The following is a 25,787-nucleotide window of genomic DNA, read 5'->3' on the forward strand; positions in this document are numbered from 1 at the left end:
CAGCGCAGTTTCGTGTTAACCCGCGGGGAGGATACCGTTTGCCTCCCCTCAGAAGTTAGACTTAGAGAAAACATCACACGGAATCGAGAGTAATGACTGTCAACATTCGCCCGCCAGAAGTTCAGGATGCTGCCGGTATGGGGGTGGCTCATGCCCGCATGTGGCTGGCTAACTACGGTGAATTTATTGACGCAAAATACCGTTCCCGTTTCGATGAGCCGACTTTGGTCGGGCAGTGGCACAATCTGTTGACTTCGGATCCGGCAGGACGCCGCATTGCTATTGCGGTTGAGCACGGTCGGGTGGTCGGTATCGCCATGACGGTACAGACAGTTCGCAACGAGCACGTGACCCCGCCCGCACGGGAACGGGAAGTGTCCATGCACTACCTGATGCCAGAATTTCAGGGGCAAGGTCTGGGACGGCGCCTGCTGGAATACGTGGTCGGTCCTCAAGAGCCAGCCCAACTGTGGCTACCGGCAGGGTATCCGGGGGAAAAACGAGCGCACCGATTTTATCGGCGTGCCGGGTTCCTCTCGGACGGAGCCATGACCGGTCGCGAGGTCAACTACGGGCTGACGCTCAACCGGATGGTGCGCTAAGCATTATTCCTTTCACTCGGCATTCGGTCTGTGCTCACCCAGTCGCGACGCTCCAAAAGGCGGGGCGACCAGAATGAAACTTTTGACAACAACCAATCGAAACGGAAGTGCGATGGAAAAGAAAGCGTTATTGAACGCCGGAGCTGAATACAGACGCGGGTGGTGGCGTGAGGTCATTGCCCGGCGAGACACACAAAATCGGGTTCCTAACTTTGACGAGCTGGAACCGACCGCCCCACCGCTGGTGGAAAACGGTCCGAACTCGGCTTATGCTGTGTCGTGGCGAATCCGGGTGGCAGCCAGCTGGGCATGGCGTTTCCTGGCCATCGTTGCGGCACTGGGGCTGATTCTGTATGGAATCACGAAAGTATCCATCGTCTTTATTCCCCTGGCCATTGCCCTGCTGTTGACGTTGCTGTTGGAGCCGATGCATCTCCGCCTGCAAAAGTGGCACATTCCCAAGACCCTATCCGCGATTATTTCCCTGCTCGTGGGGGTCGGGCTGGTTGTCGCGATGATTTGGATTGCGACTTCGCAGCTGGCGCACGGCGCGCCCGCCCTGCTGGTGAAAGCCGGGGGTGGTTTCGACAAGGCGTTAGCGTGGTTGAGCGACGGTCCCCTGAAACTGGATCAGGAACAAATCGAGAAATATATTCACGAGCTGACTGCCCAAATCACCGCTTTTGCCACCAAGTATTCCTCCTCAATCGCGTCCTCGGCGCTGTCAGTGACCTCTTCGGTCGCCAGCGTAGTCACCACCATCTTGATTTCGCTGTTCTGCCTGTTCTTTTTCCTCAAGGACGGTCGCCAGATTTGGATTTGGTTGATTCGGATGTTGCCGGTGCCCGCTCGTGAGCCGGTACACGAGGCGGCGATTCGCGGCTGGACCACGCTAAATGGTTACATCCGGGCACAGGCAGTGGTGGCTTTGGTGGATTCCGTGTTTATCTCTATCGGAGCCGCGGTCCTGGGGGCGGGGTCGATGACTATTCCGCTGGCTTTGCTCATTTTCATCGGCGCTTTTATCCCGATTGTGGGGGCAGTGACCACCGGGGCTATCGCTGTGCTGATTTTGCTGCTAGATAAAGGTTTCATGGCGGCTGTCATAATGCTGATTGTGATTTTGGCAGTGCAACAGATTGAATCGAACGTGCTGCATCCGATGCTGATGTCCTCCGCGGTTAATTTGCATCCACTGGCAGTGCTGCTGGGCGTGACGGCAGGAACCTTCCTGGCAGGAATCATCGGAGCGCTGCTGGTGGTCCCGGTGATTGCATTCTTTAACACCGTGGTTTTGTACCTGACCGGACACGACTCGATGCCGGAGCTATCCACCCGTCACGACCGAATTGGCGGGGCTCCGGGCACGGTTCACGCCCAGGTGGCGGCGTCTTATATTGGTGGCTCCAAAAAGGACACCGCGAAAGTGATGGCAACCCAGGAACGTTCCCGGCAGCAATCCACCGCGGCGACGGCATCCCCGGCGAAAGACCCGACCGAAAAGGCTGGTGACACCGCTGTTGCTGACGGGTCCGCGACGGACTCGGCAACCCCGGCTGGTTCCGAAAAGTCCTAATCGTGACCTCCCGTCGCCCCCGACGCAACGCCAGCTTCACCGGAATCACGGCAGGGAAAATCGCGACCTTTTTCAAATGCTTCCCACGCCTGTATGTAACAGGAGTAAAAACGTGAGATGATAGGGGAAGTTGAGCCTTACAGGCTGGCTCGCTAAAGTCCCGACGATTGAGGTTGCGATGTCGCTGTTTGAGTATGACCAAGGTCACCTGATTCCTGCCCAGTTTGGCCATCCCGTAGGACCAGAAGCCCAGGGGGAGATTCTGGATTCCATCCGTCGCCAAGTCCTCGAAGTCATTGCGCGCCCGCTTTTCCCTGTGACCTGGAACGATATGACTGTGACGCCGGTGTCTGGGATGCCCGGAGAGTTTGCGGAACCAGCGGGGACGTCACAAGGGTCCGGGGGTGCGGGTCGGACTGAGCACAGTTTTCCCCAGCAGTCCCCGCGTTTGACCGCTTTGGACGGTTCCGGTCAGGTCGTGCTGGTCGAAGTGGTGGATCGGCTGGATTCCAGCGGTTTAATTGCGGCATTGGCACGGCTCGGGGCAGTGTCGAATCTGGGGTGGAATGATTTAGCTGCCGCCTATCCCGGCGGGGTCAGCGCTTTCCGTTCTGGGTGGACGCAATTCCGCGATGCTATGCCACCGAACTTGGCGGCGGGACCGCGCCTGATTTTGGTCGCCACCGAGATTGACCCCGATGTGCGCCCCGCCTTGGACGCGTTGACCCCCTCCGGACTGGAAGTCCATCATGTCAGCGTGCGCGAAATGTCCAACGGGCGTAGGTTCCTGGATGTACAGCGCGTCGCGTCCTCGCTGTTCAGCCACGATACGAATCTTTTGGCAGGCCGGGGAGCCCGCATCCCAGCGATTACCTCTGCCACCGATGCGGATATGCAAAATGCGGAATCTGTGATACCTGAGGCGGAGTCCGGTCCGGATCAGGTGTCCGGAGTGGTCACCGATTTGGCGACCCCGATGGCGCCCGGTTCGGTTCCCGAAGCCGCCGCGCCGGAAGGCGAATCTGGCAGCGCAGAGCCGGCGGAGACGACTTTGCAACCCGTGGTGCCCGACTCGGAACCGGCGGCAGAGACTGCGGAAAGTACGGCACCCGCCCTGGCGAACACTGCGGACAGTCCAACCCCGGTAGACGAGCCAGAGCTGCAAACCGGGTCAATTTCCCGCCACTCCATTATGGAAGCAGCTCGGGCGTCGGCAGTGTCCCCGTTGGCTACGGTAGAGGATGACGAGCCGGTAGAGTCGCTGTTTACCACCCATCACGGCAGTGCTGCAGAACCAGACTCGCCGTCCTTTGCAGACATTATTTCCGGCACAGATACCGGGGAGCTACCGCCGGTACATCATTCACACCGGGCGCCTGCCAGCGAAGAAACCTTGGCAGCAGAGGCACAAGCCCAAGCTGAGAACGAACCGGCACAGCTGGTGTCGCCCGCTGAAACTGTGCAAGTCTCGGAGACATCCCTGACGCGGGAGACGCCAGAGACACCAGGGGCGGGTCAGCCAGACGAATTCGACCTGTTGTACCGCGACGCTACCGGGCTGGGTATCATCGCCCAAGTGACCGGGGAGGACACCCCGCTGGTCGCCCTGATTGACTTTAATGGCACCCCGGCAGAAGTCACCGCGATTCTGGCAGAACGCGGGGTCATTATTCTGGAAGGTCGCGAATTTCATGATCCCAGCGATGCGGCACGGGAGCTCGGTCAAGATGTCGACGGCTGGGAGTTCTGGCACCTGGGCTTTAGCGAGGGACCGACCCTCGCTGAAGCCCAAGCTGAGATTAACGCTGAAATTCAACGCAATCGTTAAATCTCATTCTGGGAAATATTCCCCGTGTGGGGGCTAATACTATTAATTTGTTTCGGTGTGCGTAGAGGGCACACCGAAACATTTTTAAGTTTTATGCCGGGTTTCTCCGGGCGACTTGTCTGGTTTCATGGGACGCGCGTGGATTATAGGGTGGAAATAGGGCAGTAGCTGCCAATAATGGCAGCTACTGCCCAAATCCCACCTCATATTCACATCCCAGCGAGTATCTCTGGATTTATAGGAGCGCGCATACCTGGATTCACCGGGTGTTTTCCGGGTGCTCTTTGGTTGATTTGGTGCGGAATCGTCGCGCAGTGGGGTTAGGCTTCGACGCGAGCGCTGGGTCCCAGCAGCAGTCGCGCTAGGTGAATCCCGTGGCTACCCGCCAGCTGTTCCGCCTGAGTACGGCAGCTGAAGCCGTCAGCTAGGAAGATTGCGTTCGTGTGTTCACGCAGAGCGGGCAGCAAAGCGTGTTCGGCAATCCGCTTTGAAACCTCGACGTGACCGCGTTCCATGCCGAAATTGCCTGCCATGCCGCAGCATCCTGCCAGTTCTACGACCTCTGCCCCGGTGGCTGCCAGCAGCTTGCGGTCGGTTTCCCAGTCCAGGACGCTGTAGTGGTGGCAATGTGGCTGGGCAACGACCTGGACTCCGCGCAAATCCGGTAACTGCCAGACATCTGGGTTCGGGGCAGTCTCAGGGTCACTGAGCAGCTCTGCCAAAGTTCGCGTGGCTCGGGCAATAGCGTGCGCGCGCGGATCATCGGGGAGTAAACGTTCCAGGTCATCGCGCAAGGTCGCGGTGCAGGATGGCTCCACGCCGACGATTGGAATCCCGTTAACTGCCAGGGGTCCCAGAATCTGACAGAGGTGCCGCATATTGTGTCGGGCTTTGTCCAACTGTCCGGTGGTCACATAGGTCAGCCCGCAGCAAGCCGGACGCGGTACATACACCTGGTATCCCGCCGTTTCCAGCAGCTCCACTACCGCCTCAGCACCATCGGGGGCGATTCCCTCCGAGAAAGAATCTGCCCACACGGCGACCCACGGTTTAGCTTCGGGAGCGGGTTGGCTGCCCTCGCGCGCTGATGCGGCAGCAACATTGACTCGTTCCGTAGCCTCCGGTGTCGAATCCGTGTGTGGGCTCACCAGCCCGTCCGTGTCGAATTCCGGTTCGGCAGCGTATCCGCCGTGACGCCGTGTCCAAGTCCGGAATGACTCGGAGGCAAAATGCGCCATCTGACGGCTCGGATCGAGCCCAAACAGCCGAAACACCAGGCGGCGAATCCACCCTACCCCGAAAACACTGTTTGCCAGACCCGCTCCGCCGGGAATCCGTCGCGCCAAACGCAGCCAGCCCGGCAATCGACCCAACAGGTAATGCGAGCGGGGTCGCAACGACCGGCGATACGCCCGATACAGCGACTCGGACTTGTACGCCGCCATGTCTATCCCGGTCGGGCAAGCCGTGGAACACGCCTTACATGCTAAGCACAAGTCGAGAGCTCGCAACAGGTTCGGGTCGCGAAAATTCTTAATGAGCGTGCCGTTCGTGACTTCTTGGAGCACCCTGGCACGTCCGCGGGTGGCATCCTTTTCCTGACCAGTCGCCAGATAGCTGGGGCACATCCAAGCGTTCTTAACCTGGTTCATTGCCAAGCATTTGCCGACTCCGGTGCAGCGATGCACCGCGGCAGTAAAGTCCTTGTCTTTCGGGAAAGTAAAGCCTTGACCGGGCAGAGCCGGAATGACCTGAGCCGCTGCCAGACGTAGATTCTGATCCAGCGAATCAGGATCGACCAACACGCCAGGATTCAGCAAACCCCGCGGATCAAACAGGGCTTTGACCTGCTTAAACAAATCAATCAGTGCGGGGGAATACATCCGCGGCAGCAACTCTGAGCGAGCCCGACCGTCTCCGTGCTCGCCTGAAAGCGAACCATGATGCTTGCCTACCAGGTCAGCGGCACGTTCCAAGAACTCCCGTGAACGCCCTTGCCCTGCCTCTGCCCCCAACGGCAGGTTCAACCGCACGTGCAAACAGCCGTCACCGAGATGCCCATAGAGCATCCCGTCCACGTTCATCTCCCGCATCAAATCGGTGAAATCTCGCAGATACGCCGCCAAATTCTGGGGCGGAACCGCAGCATCCTCCCAGCCAGGCCACGCCGGATCATTGCCGCTCCCATCCGGGTTCAGCGGGGTGCGTCCGCCCAACCCGGCTCCATCGGCGCGAATCCGCCAAAGTTTGGTGGCTTGCGTGGACGGGGGCAGCACCAGGGTGGCGCGGGTGTTGGCAGCTTGCGCCAGGTCATTGGCACGAGCCAGGGTGGTCTCCAAATCCTCGGTGGCGCTGCCCATCTCTACCAACAGCCAAGCATTACCCTCCGGCAGCTCAGGCAGCTCACCAACCCCCGGCTTTTGCGCCAAAGTGTAAACCAAACGGGAATCCATGCCCTCCACCGCGAGGGGCGAAAAGTCATTAATCAGCGGCACATCGGTGGCAGCGGCAATCATGTCGGGGTATCCCAGCACCACCATCACCGGCGCGGTCGGCACCGGCACCAGACGAAGCGTGGCACGCAGCACGCTGACCAGAGTCCCCTCACTGCCAACCAAGAATTTTGCCAGGTCGCGTCCGTTTTCCGGCAGCAGGTGTTCCAGTGAATACCCCGAAACTTGCCGGTGAAAACGCCCGCATTCCGTGCGAATCAGCGCCAGATTTTCGTCAACTAGGCGCTGCAAACCTGGTACCGCGTCCAGCGCACCCGCGCCGGAGGCGGCGGTAAATTCCCGTCCAAAACCGTCGATAACGTCCAACGAAATGACATTGTCCGCCACGCGTCCCCAGGCTTGGGCGTGCGGACCGCAAGCATTGTTGCCAATCGAGCCTCCGACGGTGGCTCGCGTCCAAGTGGACGGATCGGGACCGAAACGCAGCCCAAAGGGCGCTCCGACCTTTTGAATATCGGCGAGCACCACCCCTGGTTCCACCGTAATCTGACGTGCGGAAGGATCAAAGGACAAAATCCGGTTGCAGTGGTGCGAGGTATCTATGACCAGACCGGGTCCGATGGAGTTGCCGGAACATGAGGTGCCGCGACCGCGCATCGTGAGGGGCACGCCGGTGGAGAGAGCCTCCAAAATCGTGTCACGCAGTTGGTCAAGGTCTTTCGGCTGAGCAATCCGGTCGGGCACGATGCGATAGTTTGAGGCATCCGTCGAATAAATGGCCCGATTCAGTGGATCTTGGAGGTATTTCACCATGGCCCTAGTGTATGTTACTTTTCCTCAGCATCTCCGCTTTCCGGAGTTTTGCTCAGGGTCTTTTTCAAAATTCCCAGCGCAATGGGGATGACTGATGCCGCGATGATGATAACGGCGATGAGCTCCACATTGTTGCGGATAAAGGGCACTCCGCCCAGCGAAATTCCCGCGACGATGAACACCCCGGTCCAGGCAATACTGCCGATGACGTTCCACAGGGTGAAATGCGCCCAGCCGTAACGTCCGATACCGGCAGCGATAGGCACGAAAGTGCGCGCGAAGGGGATGAAACGTCCCAACACCACCGCGGGACCACCCCACTTGTGAAAGAACACTTGGGCACTATCTAAGTATTCGGTTTTCAACACGCGAGCGTCAGGTTTAAAGAACCTCTCGCCGAACAGCAGCCCGAACCAGTAGCCGACTTGGGCGCCGGCTATCGCTGCCACAATCAGCACGAACAGGATTACGGCGAGGTTTACCGGCATCCGGTCTTGGAGCAGCCCCAACGCAAACAGCATCGAGTCGCCGGGCAACACGGGGAACAGCACTCCGGACTCGATGAACACAATGAGTGCGACAATGGCGACCATCCACACCCCATAGGCGGAAATGAGGTGTTCCAACAGGGCGTCGGGGTCTTTTAACCATTCCAGCAAATTCGCAGTAAAAACCATGGTTCCAATCTTAATCAATGTCGAGAGTCAGGGATTCTGGTCGCAGCGCAAACGCCAAACCGCAAACGGCGAACCCCAAACCGCAAGAGGGCGGCTAGCGCAGCGCCCAGGCTACGTCCTGGTCAGACAGTGCGCCGGTGCCACCGACGATGACCCCGTGGGAGCCGGTGGATGCCCACAAACTCCGCAAAAAGGCGGGTTTCGACCCGGCGGGAGGTATCAGCACAAGTTTCGCACCTTGCTTCACGGTGTAGGCTCCGGCTGCCAGGGCATCGGGGAAGTTCTGTCCCGACACCATCACCAGACCGTTTACGTTGCGCCCGCGGTCAAGACCGGTGGCGAGACGAAGGGCAGTGTCGTAGCGGTCTGTCCCGGTGTAGGTGGCGCTGGGATTAATGCCCGCCGAGGCGACGGCAGACTGTGCCGGACCGCCCACCGTGATGATTTTAGCGCTGGTCAAAAGGGGTTTCAGGTAGCTTTGGGTAGTGTCGGGCAGGCTGGCATGACTGGATAGCACCAGGGAGGCGCGCAGCGCTCCGGCGGCAGCGCCGGCAGCGAGGGCGTCGGGGAAGTTGATGCCGTCAGCCACCAAGACCACGCTGGGGTCGCCCCCTAAAGAATCGCGATATTGCGCGACTTTCCGGGCGGTGTCGAATCGATCCATGCCGACCAGCTCCACCAATTCCAGACCTTTGGCTGCAATCGCCGCCCGGTCGGCAGCGCTCAGACCTACGGTTCCTCCCACGCGCACGACGCGGCGCAGCCCAAATTTATCTAGGGCTTTCACGGCTTGGGAGTCCAGATGATTGCGAGAATTCGACAAGACCAGCGCCGAGCTGGTGACCCCGGAGAGTTGAGTTGCTGCCAAACCATCGGCGGCAATTAAACCGGTGGTGAGAATCAGGGTTTCCACGTTGGGAGAAGCCTCGGCAATCATCCCGGAAGTTTCCATCCGGTTGGCACCGCTGACCCGCATCACGTTTGGCGGCAGTTGCTTGAACGCCAGATTAGCCTCGCTGCCGTGCACCGACACCCCTAAACTCCTCAACCACGGCGCGAAGCGCGACATCGGTGAGGCCGCGTTAAACAGCAGCTGTTCGCTGTTATCGCTGAAAGCTGTGTGGGATTTCGAGCTGGTGATACCGACCACCTCGCCAGCAGCATTGTACAGAGGACCGCCGGAATCCCCCCGATCTACCGCCATCGGCACGGTGGCGAGGATGTTTCCGGCAGGGGGAATCTGGAAACGCTGGGCAGTCCGAGCATCCAAGGTGTTGACGTTGGCGCAGTAGTTTCCTTTGCCGCCGATCATTTGGGAGACCGCCTCGATGGTGGCGGATTCTTTAATGATGTAGTTCTGTCCGCAAATGAGCAGGGGGGTGCCGGGGGGCTGAATCGCCGCGCTGACCGGGGCAATGGGATGGTTCGCCGGTGTGGTCACAATCAGCGCCACGTCGCCTTGTGAAGTCGTGTCCCAAGTTACCCCGGTGGCGACGGCAGGAGTCCCCGGAAGGTGGGAGTTGGCAGAATAAATCCGCGCCGGTCCTTGGGGCAGGCTCTTAAAACAGTGCGCCGCAGTCAGCACCATGTTAGGTCCGACCCAAACCCCAGAACACATGGATGCCATTCCGTCCGGACCCGGTCCGATAATAATCTGGACGGTGGCGGGGTGCGGGTCAGGAATCTGTCCAGCTTGGGTTAATCCAGTTTCAGGGGAGTTCACAAGGGGGGTCGTGCTGTCTGGTTGGTCAGCAGGAGCGGGCTGGAGGAGCTGGTGTACTTCGGTCGACAGGTCCTGAGACGGGGTGTCGGCGGTCTCGGCGCGGGCTGGTGCCACCGGAACGATACTAACTAGGGCGAAAGCCAACATGAACAGTACCGAAACCCACAGGGGGCGACGTAATGTAAAACCACGGAACATAAGGCCAATTATCGACTATCGGCGCGGTTTTATCCAACCCTCGCAGTTTTGCGTGCGGATAAAAACGGAGTTCCAATTCGGGTGCGACTTTCTCGCCGGATGACTACATTAGAAGTATGTATGTCAAGCTGGCGCGTTTCTTGGCCCTCAGGCCGAGGAAAGTGCTGGCATTTTGGATTTTGGTGGTCATTGCCACCTCACTGAGTGCGATGACTGGCTTCGGAAATCCCCTGTGGAATCGGCTCATTTCTGACGTTCCGCAGGCGACCCCATCGGAATCTTATTCGGGGCAAGTCTTGGTCGAGAGTCACCATACCGCGGCATATTCTGTGATGGCTTACGTTTCCGGAGTCGATTTACGGGCAGAGCGGGAGCAGGCTCCGAAGCTGGCGAGTCAGCTGGATGAGTTAAAGTCTAAAGCTGAGAATCAGGGAGACGAAGCCAAGAAACTCGGCAATGAAGCGAAAGCGGCGGGGGACCCGGCTCAGGCGCTGGGGGAACAGGCGCGCGCTCTCGGGGCGAAAGCGACCGAGCTGGGCAACCGTGCCACCAGCTTGGGCAACCAAGCTAAATCCCTGGGGAATGAAGCGCAGGCGGCGGGAGCACAAGCGCGAGAGTTGCAGGCGCAAGCCGAGACTGCCGGAGCAAAAGCACAGGCGGCGGGAGCGAAAGCGCAAGATTTGAAGGCGCAAGCCGAGGCTGCCGGAGCAAAAGCGCAGGCGGCGGGAGCGAAAGCGCAAGATTTGAAGGCGCAAGCCGAGGCTGCCGGAGCAAAAGCACAACAGCTCGCCACCAGTGGCGATATGGCGGGTGCTGGGGCAGCAAAAGCGCAAGCGGAACAGCTTGGTGCCGCGGCACAGCAGGCAGGTGCCGAAGCCCAAGAACAGGGCGCTGCTGCCCAACGTCTTGGTGCCCAAGCCCAAGCTGCCGGCACCGAAGCCCAAACCCAGGCCGCTAGTGCCCAAGAAATCGGTGCCCAAGCGCAGGCAGCTGGACAACGGGCGCTTGCCAGCGGAAACCAAGCGCAAAGTCTCGCCGCGCAAGCCCGCCGGCTCGGCAATCAAGCCAAAGCGAAAGGCAACCGGGCGCGGGAACTGGGCAATCAGGCAAAAGATAAGGGGGACATTGCCCAAGACCTGGCAGACCGCGCGCAAGCCATCGGTGACGGTGCGAAAGCGCTGGGTGATAAAGCCAAAGCGCTGTCCGAACCCGACTGGCCCGTTTCGAAAGCCCTGCACACCGAGCTGAAAAAGTTTGAAAAGACCCTTAAAGAGATGCCTCACGTAGACAAGGTGTCTTATCCATTCGTGGCATACAATGCCATGCTCGATTCCCAAGCGCGGGAACTGGTGGCAAAAGACGGTCAGGGGTTCGTCATCGTAGCGACTATGGATTTGCGGGTGAATGGGAAAGCCCAAGAGGATCCGCCGGAACAGTTCGAGCCGGACGTTAGGAACGTGGAGAAGGCTTTTGAAAAGCTGGAGGTCACGCTGAAATCGGCGCTGCCCAAAGACGCCGTGCAATCGGATTTCCAGGTGCGAATCACGGACTCAGACTTGGTAAACGATGCGGGAATCCAGACCCTAAAGCGAGACTTGGTGCGTTCTGAATCAATTGGTATCCCGCTGTCTTTCTTAATTATGGCGGTGGTGTTTGGAGGATTTTTGGCGGCTTTGCTGCCACTGTCCGGGGCTTTGGTGGCGATCTCTACCGCCTTGGCGATTATGTTGGGGATGACCTACCTGTTTGCACAGCAGTCTTTTGCGGTCAACGTAATCTCAGTGCTGGGATTGGGTCTATCCATCGACTATGGCTTGCTAATCGTGTCGCGCTACCACGAGGAACTTGTGCGGTTACGAGAGCTTCCTCCAGACGAGTGGGAACCGGACTTTTCCGGGGTGAAAAAACCCAAGACTCGTGAGCGGTTGGAGGCTTTGAACCCGCGCTATCTGCGGGCTTTGGAAATCACCCTGGCAACCGCGGGGCGAACCACGTTCTTTAGTGCCCTGACCGTAGCGATTGCCGCCTCCGGAATGATTTTCTTCCGCCCGGAACTGTTGAAGTCACTGGGAATCGCAGGGTTTTCTACCGTGCTGCTGGCGATGATTGCCGCGCTGACTTTAGTGTCCGCCCTCATGTTCATGGCGTCTGCCCACCTGGAAAAGCCTTCGCTTCTGTCCCGGATTCCGTTCTTGAGCCGTTTCATGGGCAACGTCGAGCCGGCACATGTGAAGCACCGGGTGAAACAGAGCCTAGATCCGCAGGGTGCGCCGGAAGTTGACCCGGAGACAGAAAACACGTTCTTTTACCGCATCTCAGTCGGGGTAACCCGCCGTCCCTGGCTGTCATTCATTGTCTCGGCGGTCGTTTTGGTGGCAGCGTGCCTGCCGCTGGCGACCCTGAACCTGCGCAACTCGCTGCTGGACATGCTGCCAGTCCAGAACGAACAGAGGCTTTTGTACGAAGATTTGGCAGCGCAAGTGCCGCGCACGGGACTGCCCCCGGTGCGTATCGTGGCGGAGGACACCACGCCCGAAGAACTCGATGCGTGGACCGCGGCAAACCTTCACGACATCAAAGGTATCGCCCAAGTTTTCGCTGCTGCACAACTGAGCGATACCAAAGACTCCGTGGCGATTGTGGATTTGGAAACCACGGATGCTGGTTCCCCGGAAGCGGAGCGGGTCGTGCAGGAAATTCGGGATAAACCCCACGATTTCCAACGCTATGTCATCGGTCAGGCGGCGAACCAAATCGATTTCATCTCTTCGCTGGCGCAAGGCTTGCCCTGGGTGCTTAGCGTGCTGGTGATAATCACTATCATCCTGTTGTTCCTGATGACTGGCTCGATAGTGATACCGCTGCAAGCCCTGGTAATAAACACGTTGTCACTGATGGCAACCCTGGGAATCTCCACCTTGGTCTTTGTGGATGGTTTCGGGGTGGAGCTACTGGGGGCGCAGAAGCTGCCGGGGCTGGAGTCTTACGTGGTCGTGATGCTGATGTGTTTCGGCTTCGGGCTGTCGATGGACTATGAGCTGTTCCTATTGTCTCGGATGAAAGAGGTGTGGGACGAGACCGGGTCGGCACGTCTGTCCGTGATTCAAGGTTTGTCCAGATCAGCGCGGATTGTTACTTCCGCAGCGACCATTTTGGTCTTTGTGTTCCTCGCGTTCGTGACTGGACACATGATTGTGTTGAAGCAGGTTGGATTTATTTTGGCGTTGGCGGTCGCCTTTGACGCCACTATCGTCCGGATGGTACTGGTGCCTTCCGTGATGGCTCTGTTTGGACGGGTGAACTGGTGGGCGCCACGACCCCTCCGTCGGTTGCATAACCGGTTCTCAGAACGAATCGGTCACTGGGAATAGGGATTACCGGTAAACGTTGACTACGGTCTGAACCGGCTGGGTGACCTGCATTTGTTGCATTTCCAAGTTGGCATCAGCATTCAGCAAGTTCATGGCCTTAACCCACTTAATCGCGCCAACGAACGGTCCAATCAAAATTAGCGTACCGGGAATCATCCACAAAAGTTCATTGAGCAGGCTGAAGTTGTAATTAATCTGGCGAACCTTTATTTGGTTCTCGATACGTAGAAATACTTTAATTATCCAGACAATTGACCCAATGCCGAGGGTCAGCGGTCCGACGATAAAAATCAGCAAGAGGTAGTTCATTGTTTTCTTGCCGTCTCTCCAAGCCACAGTGTTGAGGTCTTCGGTCATGGCGTACATAAAAATCAGACCGTAAATACCGAAGGTGAGCGGAGAAAGGAAAAAATATGCCCAGAAGCTGCGATTGGTTTTAAACCTGCCCATCCGTCCTTGCTGTAATAACGCCGTGGGGTCTTTGAGCGGGCTAGGGGAAAAGTTTTGCGGCGCATTTGGCGGTGTGACGCTGGCAGGTTGATTGGTGACGGTTACAGTTGCGGGAGCAGTCGCATTAGCTGCCGGGGTCTGCGTTGCGTCCTGTCCCAGAGCGTCTGTGCCTGGGGTCGGGGCAGCAACCTTCGCTTCTGACGATGCCGAGGGCTCTGATGCTCCGGGGAAAGTCTGTCCGAAAGGTGAAAGTCCTGGGGTAGAAACGGAAACGTGAGGGGTATAGTCTGGCTTAGCGATACTACCATCGGTGTTGGGCAGGAATGGGCTGGTCACTTGAGATTCCTTCCACTAGCGGATACTCAAATTGCTACGGTCAGTGTAACGTTCTGAGGCGGAAATAATACGAAGTTGGGGACTGTATTTTCCGCAACCATCCCGCCCCTTTGGTCAGAAGCGTTAGGGAAGCTCCTGTCGACGAACTTGGTCAACGACAGGCGCCTAGCTACGGCGCGGACCGCACTATGACAATAACGAAGTCTTATAGCCGTTCGGCAACCTTTAGGTCGGTGGTAAGGTGACGTTTAACGCAAAGTCGATTGAAAGGAAACCTAAGTGTCTACTCCTTCCAGCCCCGCAGGTTTTCAAGCCAATGGTCCATCCAGCCACGCTGCGGCTCACTCCAGTCAGACGCAGCCGGTTCAGCAGCAGACACCGAATCCGCCTCAGCTTGATCCAGATTTGCCACCGCCCCCGCTAGCATCCGATGCGGTATTTTCGCCACCTTCCGCGCCGGCACCCGGCGCAGCTCCCCAACCAATGCCGGGCTATCCGCAACCCCCGATGAACTCCCCTTCGGCTCCGACCACGCCGCAGACCCCGCAGGCGCCGCAACCGACTCAGCCCGTTCCACCCGTCTCGCCCACCCCCACTTATGCGACTCCCGGACAGGTGCCCTCTGGTCAGCCCGTGCCAGGATACGTTCCACAGCCCGGCGCTAATGTCTATGGGACGACACCCGGTTATCCGGCAGCGCCACCAGTGACCCCTAAAACTCCCAGTCAGGTGCCGCAGGCTTTCGTTGATTCTTTAGTCAACCCCTTCAAAGGGGAAACCGTCAAAACCATTCTCGACAATAGCCACATCAAAGAATGGTGGTTTGTCTCGGCAGGGGCATTCAGCATTGTCTATGGGATTTACGGGGCGTTTTTTGCCGGAGCTGCAGCTATAAACGGCACCTTTTCGGCTCTGCTCATTGCCTTAATTAATGTTTTGCTCAATCTGGTATTGGGTGGAGGAGTCACGTTCGGATTGATCTCGCTGCGGTCAGTATTGCTCATGGCAGAATCCAAATTCCACAAGACCCCCATCACGTTCACGCAAGCAGCAAACATTGTGGGTACAGGTTTGGTGCTGCCGACGGTGATAATGATTCCGACCATTATCATCACCGCATTTATGAACGGTTTTCTCACTTCGCCATTTTTCACGCTGTTTAATTTGATGTGGTACATAGTGATACCGGCAGCGTTCTTGATGCTCGAAATTAACTGCACCATAGCGATGAAACTGCTGAACCCGGATTCAACCCGCTGGAACATATCCATTCAGATAGCGTCCGTGGCTGCCATCTTGCTGGCAATCTCCATCGTAAACAGCTTGGTGAATAATTATGTGCCTTCGATTGCGGCCCTGATTGATTACGTTACGCCCTACTAGACGCCACTCTGCCGACCTTTTTAGCGTTGACGGTTCCTGATAAGCTGGTTGTATCACGGGAAAACCCCGCGCGACGGCTCAAACGTCGTCAACTAAGTTAAGTATTTCAGGAGTTATACGTGCGCATAGGAATACCGAGAGAGCCCGCTGAGGGGCAAAAACTGGTATCTGCCACACCTGACACCGTTGGCAAACTGATTAAGTTGGGCTATGAGGTCATCGTCGAAGCCGGAGCTGGCGTTGACGCATCGTACCCGGACCAGCTGTATCGCGATGCCGGTGCCGAAGTGGTGGGACCACAGGAAGTTTGGCAGGCAGACATTGTCACGACTTTGGACACCCCGCCGCAAGACAAAATCGATCAGTTGCGCGAAGGCACCGTGTTGATTTCACGCCTCGGGGTGCGTATTCATCCCGAAATCGCCGAAGTGTTCGCCGAGCGAAACGTGACCGCGATTTCAATGGATGCCGTGCCGCGTATTACCCGTGCTCAGGCGATGGACGTGCTGTCCTCGATGGCAAATATCGCTGGTTACCGGGCAGTTATCGAAGCCGCTAATGCCTTCGGGCGCTTGTTCACCGGTCAGGTCACCGCTGCCGGCAAGATGCCCCCCGCCAAGGTTTACGTTATCGGCGCGGGTGTCGCCGGGCTGGCAGCCATCGGCACCGCGAACTCGATGGGTGCCATCGTCCAAGCCACCGACGTGCGTGCCGCCGCTGCCGAACAGGTGGAATCCATGGGCGCCGAATTCGTAGAGATTCCCGCCCCCGCTCAGGAATCCTCCGACGGCTACGCCAAGGAAATGAGTGAGGATCAAGCCAAAGCAGCCCTGAAACTCTATACCGAACAGGCAGCTGCATCCGACATCGTGATTACCACTGCCCAGATTCCGGGTCGTCCCGCGCCACTGCTGCTCACGGCAGAAGCGGTGGCGGGCATGAAGCCCGGTTCCGTCATCGTGGACATGGCAGGCGGCAACTGTGAACTGACCAAGGCCGGGGAAGTCGTCGTCACCGATAACGGCGTAACCATCATTGGCTTCACCGACCTTGCCAACCGTCTGCCCGGTCAGGCCTCCCAGCTCTATGGGCAAAACATTGTGAATCTCATGAAGCTGATGACCCCGGAAAAGGACGGCAACATCGTCTTTAACCTGGACGATGAAGTCGTGCGGTCCATCACTATTGCCCGCGAAAAGGACGTGCTGTGGCCCCCGCCAGCCATTTCAGTATCGGCAGCCCCCGCCAAGCCCGCCCCCGGCGCGGCAACGCCCGCGGCACCGGAACCGGAAAAGCCAAAGCCCCACGCCATGCGGAACTTCTGGATTTTTGTGGCAGCCGTGCTGGGCATAGCCCTGGTCGCAGTGACACCATTCTCAATGCTGCCCTACTACATTATTTTGGCGCTGGCGATTGTGGCAGGGTTCTATGTCATTACCAACGTGACCCACTCGCTACACACCCCGCTGATGAGCGAAACGAACGCTATCTCGGGCATCATCCTGGTCGGTGCGATTCTGTCGCTGGCACAATCGACCTCGTGGATTGTGACCGGTCTGGCTGGTTTGGCAATCCTAATCGCATCCATCAACATTTTCGGCGGTTTCTTCGTGACCCACCGAATGCTCAAGATGTTCCAGAAGGAGGACTAAGCCATGTTGCCCACACTTGTGAATTTTGCGGCTAACGCAACTGATCATGCCGACATGACCACCCTCGCTTACTGGAGTGAACACGTCGAATACTTCGCCTACCTCATCGCCGCCCTGCTGTTCATCATGGCACTGGCAGGTCTGTCTAACCAGGCCAGCGCCCTGCGCGGCAACAAGTTCGGTATCGCCGGCATGAGCATCGCGCTGGTGTCGATTATCTTTGTCGCCCTGACCGCCACCCCGCCGGCAAACGCCGTGACTCACGTCGGTCAAACGGCCGCTATCCTGGCAGGATGTATGCTGCTGGGGGCGATTATCGGCTTGTGGAAAGCCAAGAACGTTAAGATGACGGGAATGCCCGAACTCATCGCCTTGCTGCACTCGTTTGTAGGTCTGGCAGCGGTGCTGGTCGGGTTTAACACCTTCATGGAGCTTTCGGGCACCGACAACGCGGAAACTGTCCGTGACATGGGTTTCCACCTCGGCGAAGTCGGGATTGGCATCTTTATCGGCGCGGTGACATTTACCGGTTCCATCATCGCCTACCTGAAACTCTCGGCAAAGATTAAAGGCAAGCCGTTAATGCTGCCGGCGCGTAACTTCCTCAATATCCTGATGATTTTGGCAGTTGTCGCCATGATTGTGTGGATGATTGTCGCCAAGCGAACCGACCCGGCAAGCGCCGATGCGGCTCTGGTTCAGCAGCAGTGGATTGCTCTGGGCGTTCTGACCGCGATTTCCCTGGTGCTCGGCTTGCACCTGGTGGCAGCCATTGGCGGTGGGGATATGCCGGTGGTCGTGTCCATGCTGAACTCGTACTCCGGCTGGGCGGCCGCGGCGGCGGGCTTTATGCTGTCCAACCCGCTGTTGATTATCGTCGGTGCCCTGGTCGGCTCCTCCGGTGCGTTCCTGTCCTACATCATGTGTAAAGGCATGGGTCGCTCGTTTATCTCCGTTATCCTCGGTGGTTTCGGCGAGGGCGCGGGCCCGAAGCAGGAAGCCAAGGATTACGGTGAACACACCGAAATCAAAGCTCCCGAAGCCGCGGAGATTTTGAAGGGCGCCAAGTCCGTCATCATCACTCCCGGTTACGGCATGGCTACCGCGGGCGCGCAGTTTGCGGTCGCAGACTTGACCAAGAAACTGCGCGAGGCGGGCGTGGAGGTTCGTTTCGGGATTCACCCGGTGGCAGGGCGTCTACCCGGTCATATGAACGTGCTGTTGGCAGAGGCCAAAGTGCCTTATGACATCGTGCTGGAGATGGATGAGATTAACGACGATTTCCCCGATACTGACGTGGTCCTGGTCATCGGCGCAAACGACACTGTGAATCCTGACGCCTACGAGCCGGGCTCTCCGATTGCGGGGATGCCGGTGCTCCACGTCTGGGAGGCGGGGCGCGTGATTATCTTCAAGCGTTCGATGGCGACCGGCTATGCCGGGGTGCAAAATCCGCTGTTCTTTAACGAGAACTCGGACATGCTCTTTGGCGATGCCAAGGTCTCCGTGGAGGAAATAATTAAGAATCTGTGAGGCTTTGCCCAGTGGTTTCCCCTGCCTTTCGGCAGGGGAAACCGTGTTTAAGCCCCAAAAACAACCCGACGTTAACCGACCGCAAAACAATTCGTTCGTGCGCACGACTCGTGACTGCCACCAAAATCGCACCGGGCAACGACGGCGCAGGCAGGGGTGCTAGCCGAAAATAACCGGCCAGGTCGGCAGGCACCAGGTCACTTGATCCAGGGCTTTATCGAGCTGGGTGCGGCTCTCTACATACTTTGGATTTTGTGCCGGGGCAGTGCCCTCGTCCAGCAAACGCTGCGCCGCCTCCGGATCTGTGTACTCGGGAATCTCACCGGAGATTAACCGCGGCTCTATCTCCACAATCTTGTGCAAATTGTCCAACGCCTTTCGCGCGTCGCGATCCGTTCCACCAGCAGCGGCAAATTCCGCATAGTGCTTGGGCAGAATCTGCAAAAACTGTGCCCATTCGGGGGCCGCATTGACCGTTCCTGCGTTCGGGTTGGTCTGTTGGGCTTGAATCTGAGCTACTCGTTGCGTAAACGTTTTGCCTTGCGGAGACTGCTCCAGAAGGTTGCTCAAGACCGTATCCATGGCAGCACACCCTTTCGAACCAGCCTTCACCGGGGGCAGTTGGGCATTTGGTCCTGCCGAAGATTTCACGGTCGGACCCGCCGGACTCGGGGTGTCATCCTCAGCGCGACGCGACGACCGCCACGACCACACTGCTGCTGCCAGCACCACAGCCATGATGACGGCAATCAGAATCACGAAAACGCGAGTACGGCTCATCCGAAACGACACTGAGACCTGCCTTGCTTACGGTTATCCGGGGGGCATCCGACTAGGTCGCCAGAGGGCGAACGATGTAAGGAGCGATATTGCCCCATTTATACAGAGGGCGCTGCCTGGTGTAACCGTAGCTGGACTCAATAACTTGGTTCGATCCCACGTATATCGCGACGTGATAGATGCCCCCGCGTCCCTGCCAAAATACCAGATCACCAGGAATTCGGTAGGCGAACGGGAGCTTCTGCAGACCGGGGTGCGCATAAAGCTGCTTGGAAGTGCGATAGGTGGGTGCCGCGTGGGAAATGACATTAATCGGCTGCGGGTCGATGCCGGCTGCATACAGAGCTTGCAGAGCCAGTCCCGAACAGTCGTAACCATCGCCGGTCGGACCCGCACCGCCCCACGTGTAGGGAGTGCCGATTTGACCGCGAGCAAAGGAAAGCATGGCATCTATCCGCTGCTCCCGATTGGCTTTGAGCGGAGGAGGCTGCATCTGGAAATTATCCATATTCCAAGGGCGCCCGGTCAGCCTGACCCAAGTGGCGTAATCCACTACGCCCGAGGCGGGCAGCCCGCTGCGACGTTGGAAACGCACCACTGCATTCCTGGTCGCGCGATCAAAAGTCATACTGGCATTTAGCGGAACCCCAACCCCCAGACGGGCGCGGACTTCCCGCACTTTGGTTCCATTCCACCCCGATTGGGGCACCACGGTACCCGGCGGGGGAGTAATTTTGTCCACAGCTTGCAGATAGTAGCCTGGAGCGACCCATCCCCGCACCACCGGTCGAGTTTGCAAGCAAGGCTTAGCGGGGTTTTGTGCATACTCATTTGCAGCGTTGAGGACCTCCGGGGTGACAGTGCTGTCACCACCCAGGGCGATGACTTTCTTGATGCCGCTGGTGCGGATATGCTCGCACACCGCATAAGGCAGCCAATCCGGTTCGGTCAACAGAACGCTGCCGTCATCGAGACGACCTCCCGCAGCCACGCTGTCGGCTAAAACCAAACCATTGGTCAGGTAGGCAATGTGTACCTCGGGATGGTCTTTCATGACCTGTTTGGAAACTTCCACCGCGGTTGCGTAACGATGCGGACCTGCCAGGTATCTGGTGGGTTTATAGGACCCCAACTGGTTGGATCCGAGTTGGACGATTTCCTTGGCTCCCAGATGAGAAATAACATCCAGGGTGTCCGCAGAGAGCCCGTTTTGGCGCGAACCGAAGAGAATCGGACCGTTACGCAGGGACGCGCCGGTGAGGGCATCTGGTCCAATGACGCCTTGTGAACCCGTGCCATCGGTAACATAAACGATGTTCGAGCCGTCCGGGAAAGCGTATTTGGCGATTTCGTTAGCGGTTTCAAAGCGGTCCGCTCCCGCTATCCGTTCCAGCTCGGTCGTCTCAGACACTTTGGCTTGCTCCAGGACTTTTTCCGGAATCGACCCGGTGCCGCCCAGCGCGATAACTTTCTCAGGTTTGATTTCCTGCAGATAGGCTTTGACGGCGGCGTGTAAGTTGTGGCTGGCGGTTAGCAAGACAGGCCCATCCCGCAGCGAACCGGCCGCCATCGCGTCGGCGAGTTTCCACCCTTCTGCCAGATAGACAGTCTTTGGGGGAGTAATAAAGGTATAGCGGGCGATGGTGACGGCAGTCTCAAACCTGCTGACTCCCGCGACTCGGGACAAATCAGGGCGTCCCGCGGGAGTCGCCCCAGCGAGGGTGGGAACCAAACTGGGGGCACCGGCAGAAACTGGGCTGTCCGGTGAAATCTGGCTACCAGGCGGAACCGGGGAATCTGAGCCGGGTACGCCCGCATTACCGGGAGTGTTTCGCGGTAACGCGTGGGCGCTGGGGTCTTGCGGGTCGGGGCTTGCAAACTCTCCCGCTGCGGGTGCTCCGGTTTGGGGCGGGTCGGTCAGGTCCTCGTCGGCATGAGCTGGTACTGTGGCAGCGAGCAAACTGGCTGCGACGGCGATGCCCGCGAAGCTGCTAATTACCGCACGTGGCGTGTGTGTGACGCGAGGCAAAATACATCACCTATCTCATCTAACCAAACAAAATCTGCAATGTTGCAGCACAAATTGTAGTTGAAATTGGTGATAAATTCCTAGGAATTTCGGGGAAAACGGGAACAATAGGTGCCGAAGTATGGACAGGCAGGGGTGGCAGGGGCAGCGTGGTTTCAGGTTTTGCTTTCAGCTGCAGCTCAGGCAAAGCCCGACAGAGAATCCTGAGTTCGGGCAAGCCGAAATCCGGAGGTGGGGCTTCGGGGGTAAAACGCGACGGTGACGACGCGAAGCGCCGCCACCGTGCGAAATAGCTGTTCTGGGTTTAGAGCACGCCGTGATGTTTAGAGGCGGCATGGAAACGGTTTTCGACCTCCGTCCAATTCACCACATTCCACCAGGCCTTGACATAGTCACCCTTGACATTCAAGTAATCCAAGTAGAAAGCGTGTTCCCACATATCCAGCATGAGCAGCGGAATCTGGGCAATCGGAACGTTCGACTGCTGGTCAAACAGTTGGAAGATGACCGGGCGACCTGCCACACTGTCCCAAGCCAGCACCGCCCAGCCCGAGCCTTGCAGCCCGGTCGCGGCGGCGGTGAAGTGCTTTTGGAAGGCTTCAAAAGAGCCGAAGTATTCATCAATCGCGGCAGCGAGTTCACCGCTGGGGCGATCCGGGGTGTCGTTGGCGGGACCCATCATCTTCCAAAAGGCAGAGTGGTTGGCGTGACCGCCCAGGTTAAAGGCGAGATCCTTTTCTAGCTGGTTAATCGTGGCAAAGTTGCCGGTCGCGCGGGCTTCTTCGAGTTTTTCCAAAGCCGTGTTCGCGCCGTTTACATAGTTAGCGTGGTGCTTGTCGTGGTGCAGCTGCATAATCTTGCCGGAGATATGCGGCTCCAGAGCAGCATAGTCGTAGGGGAGTTCGGGGAGCGTGTAAACCGCCATGTTTTGTTCCTAACTGTTACCGTCAGATCTGGGTTGACCCGACGGCTCGATTCTATCGGAGCACAGGCGAACTTTTGGCGAAGTATCGCCTATAGCAAAATCGCGGTCGCTGAATTTCTCGCTCGGCGCGGAAATATGTACAATGGTAGGCGCTGCTTTTCGTAGCCTAACTTAATACCTGGAGGATTCGCCTAGTGGCCTATGGCGCACGCTTGGAAAGCGTGTTGGGTGCAAGCCCTCGGGGGTTCGAATCCCCCATCCTCCGCAACTAGCCCCGGTTTCCGTTGAGATACCGGGGTTTTTCGTTGCTATGAGTGGGTTTAACCCCCCGCCCCACTCCCGGTTGTTTTCGGTTATTTTCGGCGTATTATGGTCTTCTAGTCCCTCGCTCGTCCCTCAAAAAACCTAAAAGAGAATTTTCGAGAGACAATCACCACACCAGAAAAAGGGGTAGCAGAAATGGGTAAAAGAAGCTTCGGAACCATCGAAAAACTCAAATCCGGCAACTACCGCGCCTACTGGAAACACGGCACCACCACAATCTAGGCAGTGACTTCAATTAGAACACCATCAATCATCTTCCGGACTGTATTTCCTTTCGCTTTTGACACGTACTCTGTCGGGTTTTTAGTTTGTTTGGAATGGGAGATGGACAACAAAGATTCTGAAAACCTATTCTCGGCGGTACCCTCCTGGCGGTGACTACATTTATGTGGCACAATAATCGTGTGGAAGTGTTCGAATCGGCTCTTAAGCATGGGATTGACCCGGAGGATTCACTCTATGTGGTGCAGCACTCTTTACGAAGTTTTCTGATGAGGGAAGACCCGAGGAAAGTGTTATACCTGGGTTTTTCTTCCAGTGGGCAAGCCTTGGAAGTCGTGACTGCTGAGACGGAGCTTTTCGGCGAAGCTTTGATTCATTCGATGCCCATGCGTAAGAGGTATCAAAAACTGATGGAAGGAGGACGAAATGAGTGACATACAGGTAAGGAAATTTGACGAGCTTTCCCCGGAGGAAGCGGAAATGCTGGTGCGAGACGTAGCTGAGGCTGAACGTGGTTACAGCATGGCGCAGCTTGAAGCGGGTGAGAAGCGGATGCGTGGTCGCCCTCTAAGTGTGGGAGATAGCCCAGCCGTCAAGGTGCTGCGGGTGCGCATCGACCAGGAACGTGACGTAAAACTTAGTAAATATATGAACGAGCACCACCTGACCCAGAGTGCTGCGGTGCGCGATTTGCTGGATAAAGCACTGGCAGAAGTCTAGGGACACCTCCAGGCAGCGGTCTTGCGCTAGCCAACCGGCGCTGTATAAACTCCGGAAAATTCCGGAAGATATTTGCTCGGTTGTGAATAAACAGGGGGATTTGGGCAGTAGCTGCCAATAATGGCAGCTACTGCCCAAATCCCACCTTATAATCCACGTGCACCCCCGAAAATCAGCTGAGTCGCATGAAAACCCAAAATAACGCAATGCTGCCACGGATAAACGCTGACCAATTGCGGACTTAAGGCACCACAAATGCGGATAAAAGGTAAATGATGGGTATGTTTTTAGTTAAATTTAGGTTTTGAATGTAAACTAGCCAAGTGCCACAAAAGTGGTATTACCCGAAAATGTCGGCGACGGCGCTGATAGACAGCGCCAAGCTGAGGAAATCTTTGGAGGCTAACCTCGTGAAGAAGCAACTGACTGCCATCGCTGCTGCGGCAGCTCTGGCATTGACGATGACTGCTTGCGGATCTGGCTCGGACAGCGGAAGCGCTGAAGGCAAAACAAATGCCAATGCGGTAATTGTCGGTAACGATTCCGAGCCCCAGAACCCGCTGGTTCCCGCTAACACTAATGAAACCGGCGGCGGTTTGATTCTGGACCACATCTTTTCCGGTCTGGAATACTACGATGCCAAAGGCAACCCCCAGATGGAAGTTGCCGAATCTATCAAGTCTGACGACAACCAGAACTGGACTATTAAGATTAAGGGCGATACCAAGTTCTCGGATGGCACTCCGGTGACTTCTAAGTCTTTCGTGGATGCCTGGAACCAGGCAGTGAAGCATAACATGCTCAACGCCAGCTTCTTTGAGTCCATCCAGGGCTACGACGAAGCCTTGAAGGCCGCGGAAGACGCCACTGCAGCCGACCCCAAGAACGGTACCGGCACTGTGGATATGACCGGTCTGAACGTGGTGGATGACACCACCTTTACCGTGGCTTTGAACCAGCCGGAATCTGACTTCCCGCTGCGTTTAGGCTACTCGGCGTTCTACCCGATGCCGGAGGCTGGTATCGGCGATCCGGAAAAGGTGAAGGCTTACGGCGAAAACCCCATCACCAACGGTCCCTACCTGGTGAAAAAGGACTCCTGGAAGCATAACGAACAGATTGAACTGATTCCGAACCCGGATTACAAGGGCGATCGCAAGCCGAAGAACGGCGGGGTGACTTTCAAGTTCTACTCCACCCAGGATGCGGCTATGAGTGACTTGCAGTCTGGTTCTCTGGATGTCTTGGATGCGATTCCGGACTCCGCATTTGGAACCTACCAGGATGAGCTGGGCGACCGCTCGGTGAACGATCCTTCTGCCATCTTCCAGTCTTTCACTTTCCCGAAGTCTGATGACCGTTTCCAGGGTGAGGCTGGCGCTTTGCGTATGCAGGCTATCTCGATGGCGATTGACCGTGACGAGATTTGCAAGACCATCTTCCAGGGCACTCGGACTCCGGCAGTTGACTTCATTGCCCCGGTCATTCCCGGACACAACCCTTCTGTGAAGGGCAACGAAGTGCTGAAGTTCAACCCGAAGAAGGCGAAGGAACTGTGGAAGCAAGCTGACGCGATTCAGCCGTGGACCGGTGACTTTGAGCTGGCTTACAACTCTGATGGTGGTCACCAAGCATGGGTTGACGCGACGGCCAACTCCATTAAGAACACTCTGGGCATCGAGGCTAAGGGCGCTCCTTACCCCGACTTCAAGTCCATTCGTGACGAAGTCACCAAGCACACCATTAAGACGGCATTCCGTACCGGTTGGCAGGCAGATTACCCCTCGCCTTATAACTTCCTCGGTCCGCTTTACCGCACCGGTGGTTCCGCTAACGACGGTGAGTACTCCAACCCAGAATTCGACAAACTGCTCGCGCAGGCTCTGAACACCTCTGATCAGAAGGAAGCCTTCAAGATCTACGATCAGGCTCAGGAAATCCTGATGAAGCAACTGCCGGCGATTCCGTTGTGGTACTCCAACGTCACCGGCGGTTGGGCTGAAGGCGTGCAGGGCGTCCAGTTCGACTGGCACTCCAAGCCGCTGTACTTCTACATCACCAAGTAATTTGGCGATAATTTGGGCTTGACTTGACGTGTCGAAAGACCGCCAGGAAAGCTTGAAAAATGAACGACTGCGGCCTGGGTAGGAAATGTCACTCCCAGGCCGCAGTTACGTTTTCACTACCTTATC

Annotated in this window: 17 protein-coding genes and 1 tRNA gene; 11 read left to right on the top strand and 7 right to left on the bottom strand. The window is 57.3% G+C overall.

All coding sequences use genetic code 11. The features are described 5' to 3' along the window. The first annotated feature begins 92 nt into the window (after positions 1 to 92). The 3 genes from HMPREF0573_RS04595 to HMPREF0573_RS04605 all read left to right on the top strand — a co-directional run bounded on the left by HMPREF0573_RS04595 (position 93) and on the right by HMPREF0573_RS04605 (position 4,006). The gene (locus HMPREF0573_RS04595; RefSeq protein ID WP_004007508.1) at positions 93 to 602 is read left to right on the top strand and encodes a GNAT family N-acetyltransferase; all 510 of its coding nucleotides are present in this window, start codon (positions 93 to 95) and stop codon (positions 600 to 602) included. Between the two features lie 112 nt (positions 603 to 714). Continuing rightward, positions 715 to 2,178 (top strand): AI-2E family transporter, encoded by a 1,464-nt coding sequence (locus tag HMPREF0573_RS04600; RefSeq protein ID WP_013189033.1) that lies wholly within the window; start codon positions 715 to 717, stop codon positions 2,176 to 2,178. Between the two features lie 130 nt (positions 2,179 to 2,308). Then, complete coding sequence (locus HMPREF0573_RS04605; protein WP_236589707.1) at positions 2,309 to 4,006, top strand: cell surface protein; 1,698 nt, start codon at positions 2,309 to 2,311, stop codon at positions 4,004 to 4,006. A gap of 320 nt (positions 4,007 to 4,326) precedes the next feature. Here the strand turns inward: HMPREF0573_RS04605 and HMPREF0573_RS04610 are convergent, their stop codons facing one another. From HMPREF0573_RS04610 to HMPREF0573_RS04620, 3 genes are all read right to left on the bottom strand, one after another. Next, positions 4,327 to 7,272, bottom strand: coding sequence for an FAD-binding and (Fe-S)-binding domain-containing protein (locus HMPREF0573_RS04610; RefSeq protein WP_013189035.1), 2,946 nt, complete (start codon positions 7,270 to 7,272; stop codon positions 4,327 to 4,329). A 14-nt stretch (positions 7,273 to 7,286) separates the two neighbouring features. Beyond that, a complete protein-coding gene (locus HMPREF0573_RS04615; protein ID WP_013189036.1) occupies positions 7,287 to 7,949 on the bottom strand; it encodes a VTT domain-containing protein in 663 nt (220 codons plus the stop codon). A 94-nt stretch (positions 7,950 to 8,043) separates the two neighbouring features. Next, the gene (locus tag HMPREF0573_RS04620) at positions 8,044 to 9,870 is read right to left on the bottom strand and encodes a cell wall-binding repeat-containing protein (protein ID WP_236589704.1); all 1,827 of its coding nucleotides are present in this window, start codon (positions 9,868 to 9,870) and stop codon (positions 8,044 to 8,046) included. Positions 9,871 to 9,986: 116 nt separating this feature from the next. Here HMPREF0573_RS04620 and HMPREF0573_RS04625 point away from each other — a divergent pair, with 116 nt between their 5' ends. Continuing rightward, positions 9,987 to 13,241 carry an MMPL family transporter gene (locus HMPREF0573_RS04625; RefSeq protein WP_013189038.1) on the top strand — a complete coding sequence of 1,085 codons (3,255 nt, stop codon included), beginning with the start codon at positions 9,987 to 9,989 and terminating at the stop codon, positions 13,239 to 13,241. Positions 13,242 to 13,244: 3 nt separating this feature from the next. On the opposite strand, the gene HMPREF0573_RS04630 is transcribed toward HMPREF0573_RS04625, so the two are convergent. After that, the gene (locus tag HMPREF0573_RS04630) at positions 13,245 to 14,027 is read right to left on the bottom strand and encodes a DUF4234 domain-containing protein (RefSeq protein ID WP_041797967.1); all 783 of its coding nucleotides are present in this window, start codon (positions 14,025 to 14,027) and stop codon (positions 13,245 to 13,247) included. Positions 14,028 to 14,306: 279 nt separating this feature from the next. Between HMPREF0573_RS04630 and HMPREF0573_RS04635 the strand changes: the two genes are divergently transcribed. The 3 genes from HMPREF0573_RS04635 to HMPREF0573_RS04645 all read left to right on the top strand — a co-directional run bounded on the left by HMPREF0573_RS04635 (position 14,307) and on the right by HMPREF0573_RS04645 (position 18,595). Next, on the top strand, positions 14,307 to 15,410 hold the full coding sequence (locus HMPREF0573_RS04635) for a hypothetical protein (protein WP_013189040.1): 1,104 nt from the start codon (positions 14,307 to 14,309) through the stop codon (positions 15,408 to 15,410). Positions 15,411 to 15,529: 119 nt separating this feature from the next. Beyond that, the gene (locus HMPREF0573_RS04640) at positions 15,530 to 17,062 is read left to right on the top strand and encodes a Re/Si-specific NAD(P)(+) transhydrogenase subunit alpha (protein ID WP_013189041.1); all 1,533 of its coding nucleotides are present in this window, start codon (positions 15,530 to 15,532) and stop codon (positions 17,060 to 17,062) included. Between the two features lie 3 nt (positions 17,063 to 17,065). Next, positions 17,066 to 18,595 carry an NAD(P)(+) transhydrogenase (Re/Si-specific) subunit beta gene (locus tag HMPREF0573_RS04645; protein ID WP_013189042.1) on the top strand — a complete coding sequence of 510 codons (1,530 nt, stop codon included), beginning with the start codon at positions 17,066 to 17,068 and terminating at the stop codon, positions 18,593 to 18,595. 159 nt (positions 18,596 to 18,754) lie between these two features. Here HMPREF0573_RS04645 and HMPREF0573_RS04650 read toward each other — a convergent pair whose 3' ends face one another. From HMPREF0573_RS04650 to HMPREF0573_RS04660, 3 genes are all read right to left on the bottom strand, one after another. After that, positions 18,755 to 19,387, bottom strand: coding sequence for a hypothetical protein (locus HMPREF0573_RS04650; protein ID WP_236589702.1), 633 nt, complete (start codon positions 19,385 to 19,387; stop codon positions 18,755 to 18,757). A gap of 40 nt (positions 19,388 to 19,427) precedes the next feature. Continuing rightward, positions 19,428 to 21,404, bottom strand: coding sequence for a cell wall-binding repeat-containing protein (locus HMPREF0573_RS04655; RefSeq protein ID WP_041797970.1), 1,977 nt, complete (start codon positions 21,402 to 21,404; stop codon positions 19,428 to 19,430). Between the two features lie 304 nt (positions 21,405 to 21,708). Then, a complete protein-coding gene (locus tag HMPREF0573_RS04660; protein ID WP_004007494.1) occupies positions 21,709 to 22,329 on the bottom strand; it encodes a superoxide dismutase in 621 nt (206 codons plus the stop codon). 180 nt (positions 22,330 to 22,509) lie between these two features. Between HMPREF0573_RS04660 and HMPREF0573_RS04665 the strand changes: the two genes are divergently transcribed. The 4 genes from HMPREF0573_RS04665 to HMPREF0573_RS04680 all read left to right on the top strand — a co-directional run bounded on the left by HMPREF0573_RS04665 (position 22,510) and on the right by HMPREF0573_RS04680 (position 25,661). Then, positions 22,510 to 22,594 (top strand) — tRNA-Ser (locus HMPREF0573_RS04665). 463 nt (positions 22,595 to 23,057) lie between these two features. Continuing rightward, a complete protein-coding gene (locus HMPREF0573_RS04670; protein WP_236585814.1) occupies positions 23,058 to 23,309 on the top strand; it encodes a toxin in 252 nt (83 codons plus the stop codon). Continuing rightward, positions 23,302 to 23,595: a hypothetical protein gene (locus HMPREF0573_RS04675; protein ID WP_004007492.1), complete on the top strand. Its 294-nt coding sequence runs from the start codon at positions 23,302 to 23,304 to the stop codon at positions 23,593 to 23,595. Before HMPREF0573_RS04670 ends, HMPREF0573_RS04675 begins: the two co-directional genes overlap by 8 nt. A 350-nt stretch (positions 23,596 to 23,945) precedes the next feature. After that, a complete protein-coding gene (locus tag HMPREF0573_RS04680; RefSeq protein ID WP_004008895.1) occupies positions 23,946 to 25,661 on the top strand; it encodes a peptide ABC transporter substrate-binding protein in 1,716 nt (571 codons plus the stop codon). Positions 25,662 to 25,787 lie beyond the last annotated feature (126 nt).

The sequence above is a fragment of the Mobiluncus curtisii ATCC 43063 genome (assembly GCF_000196535.1).
Taxonomy (GTDB): Bacteria; Actinomycetota; Actinomycetes; order Actinomycetales; family Actinomycetaceae; genus Mobiluncus; species Mobiluncus curtisii.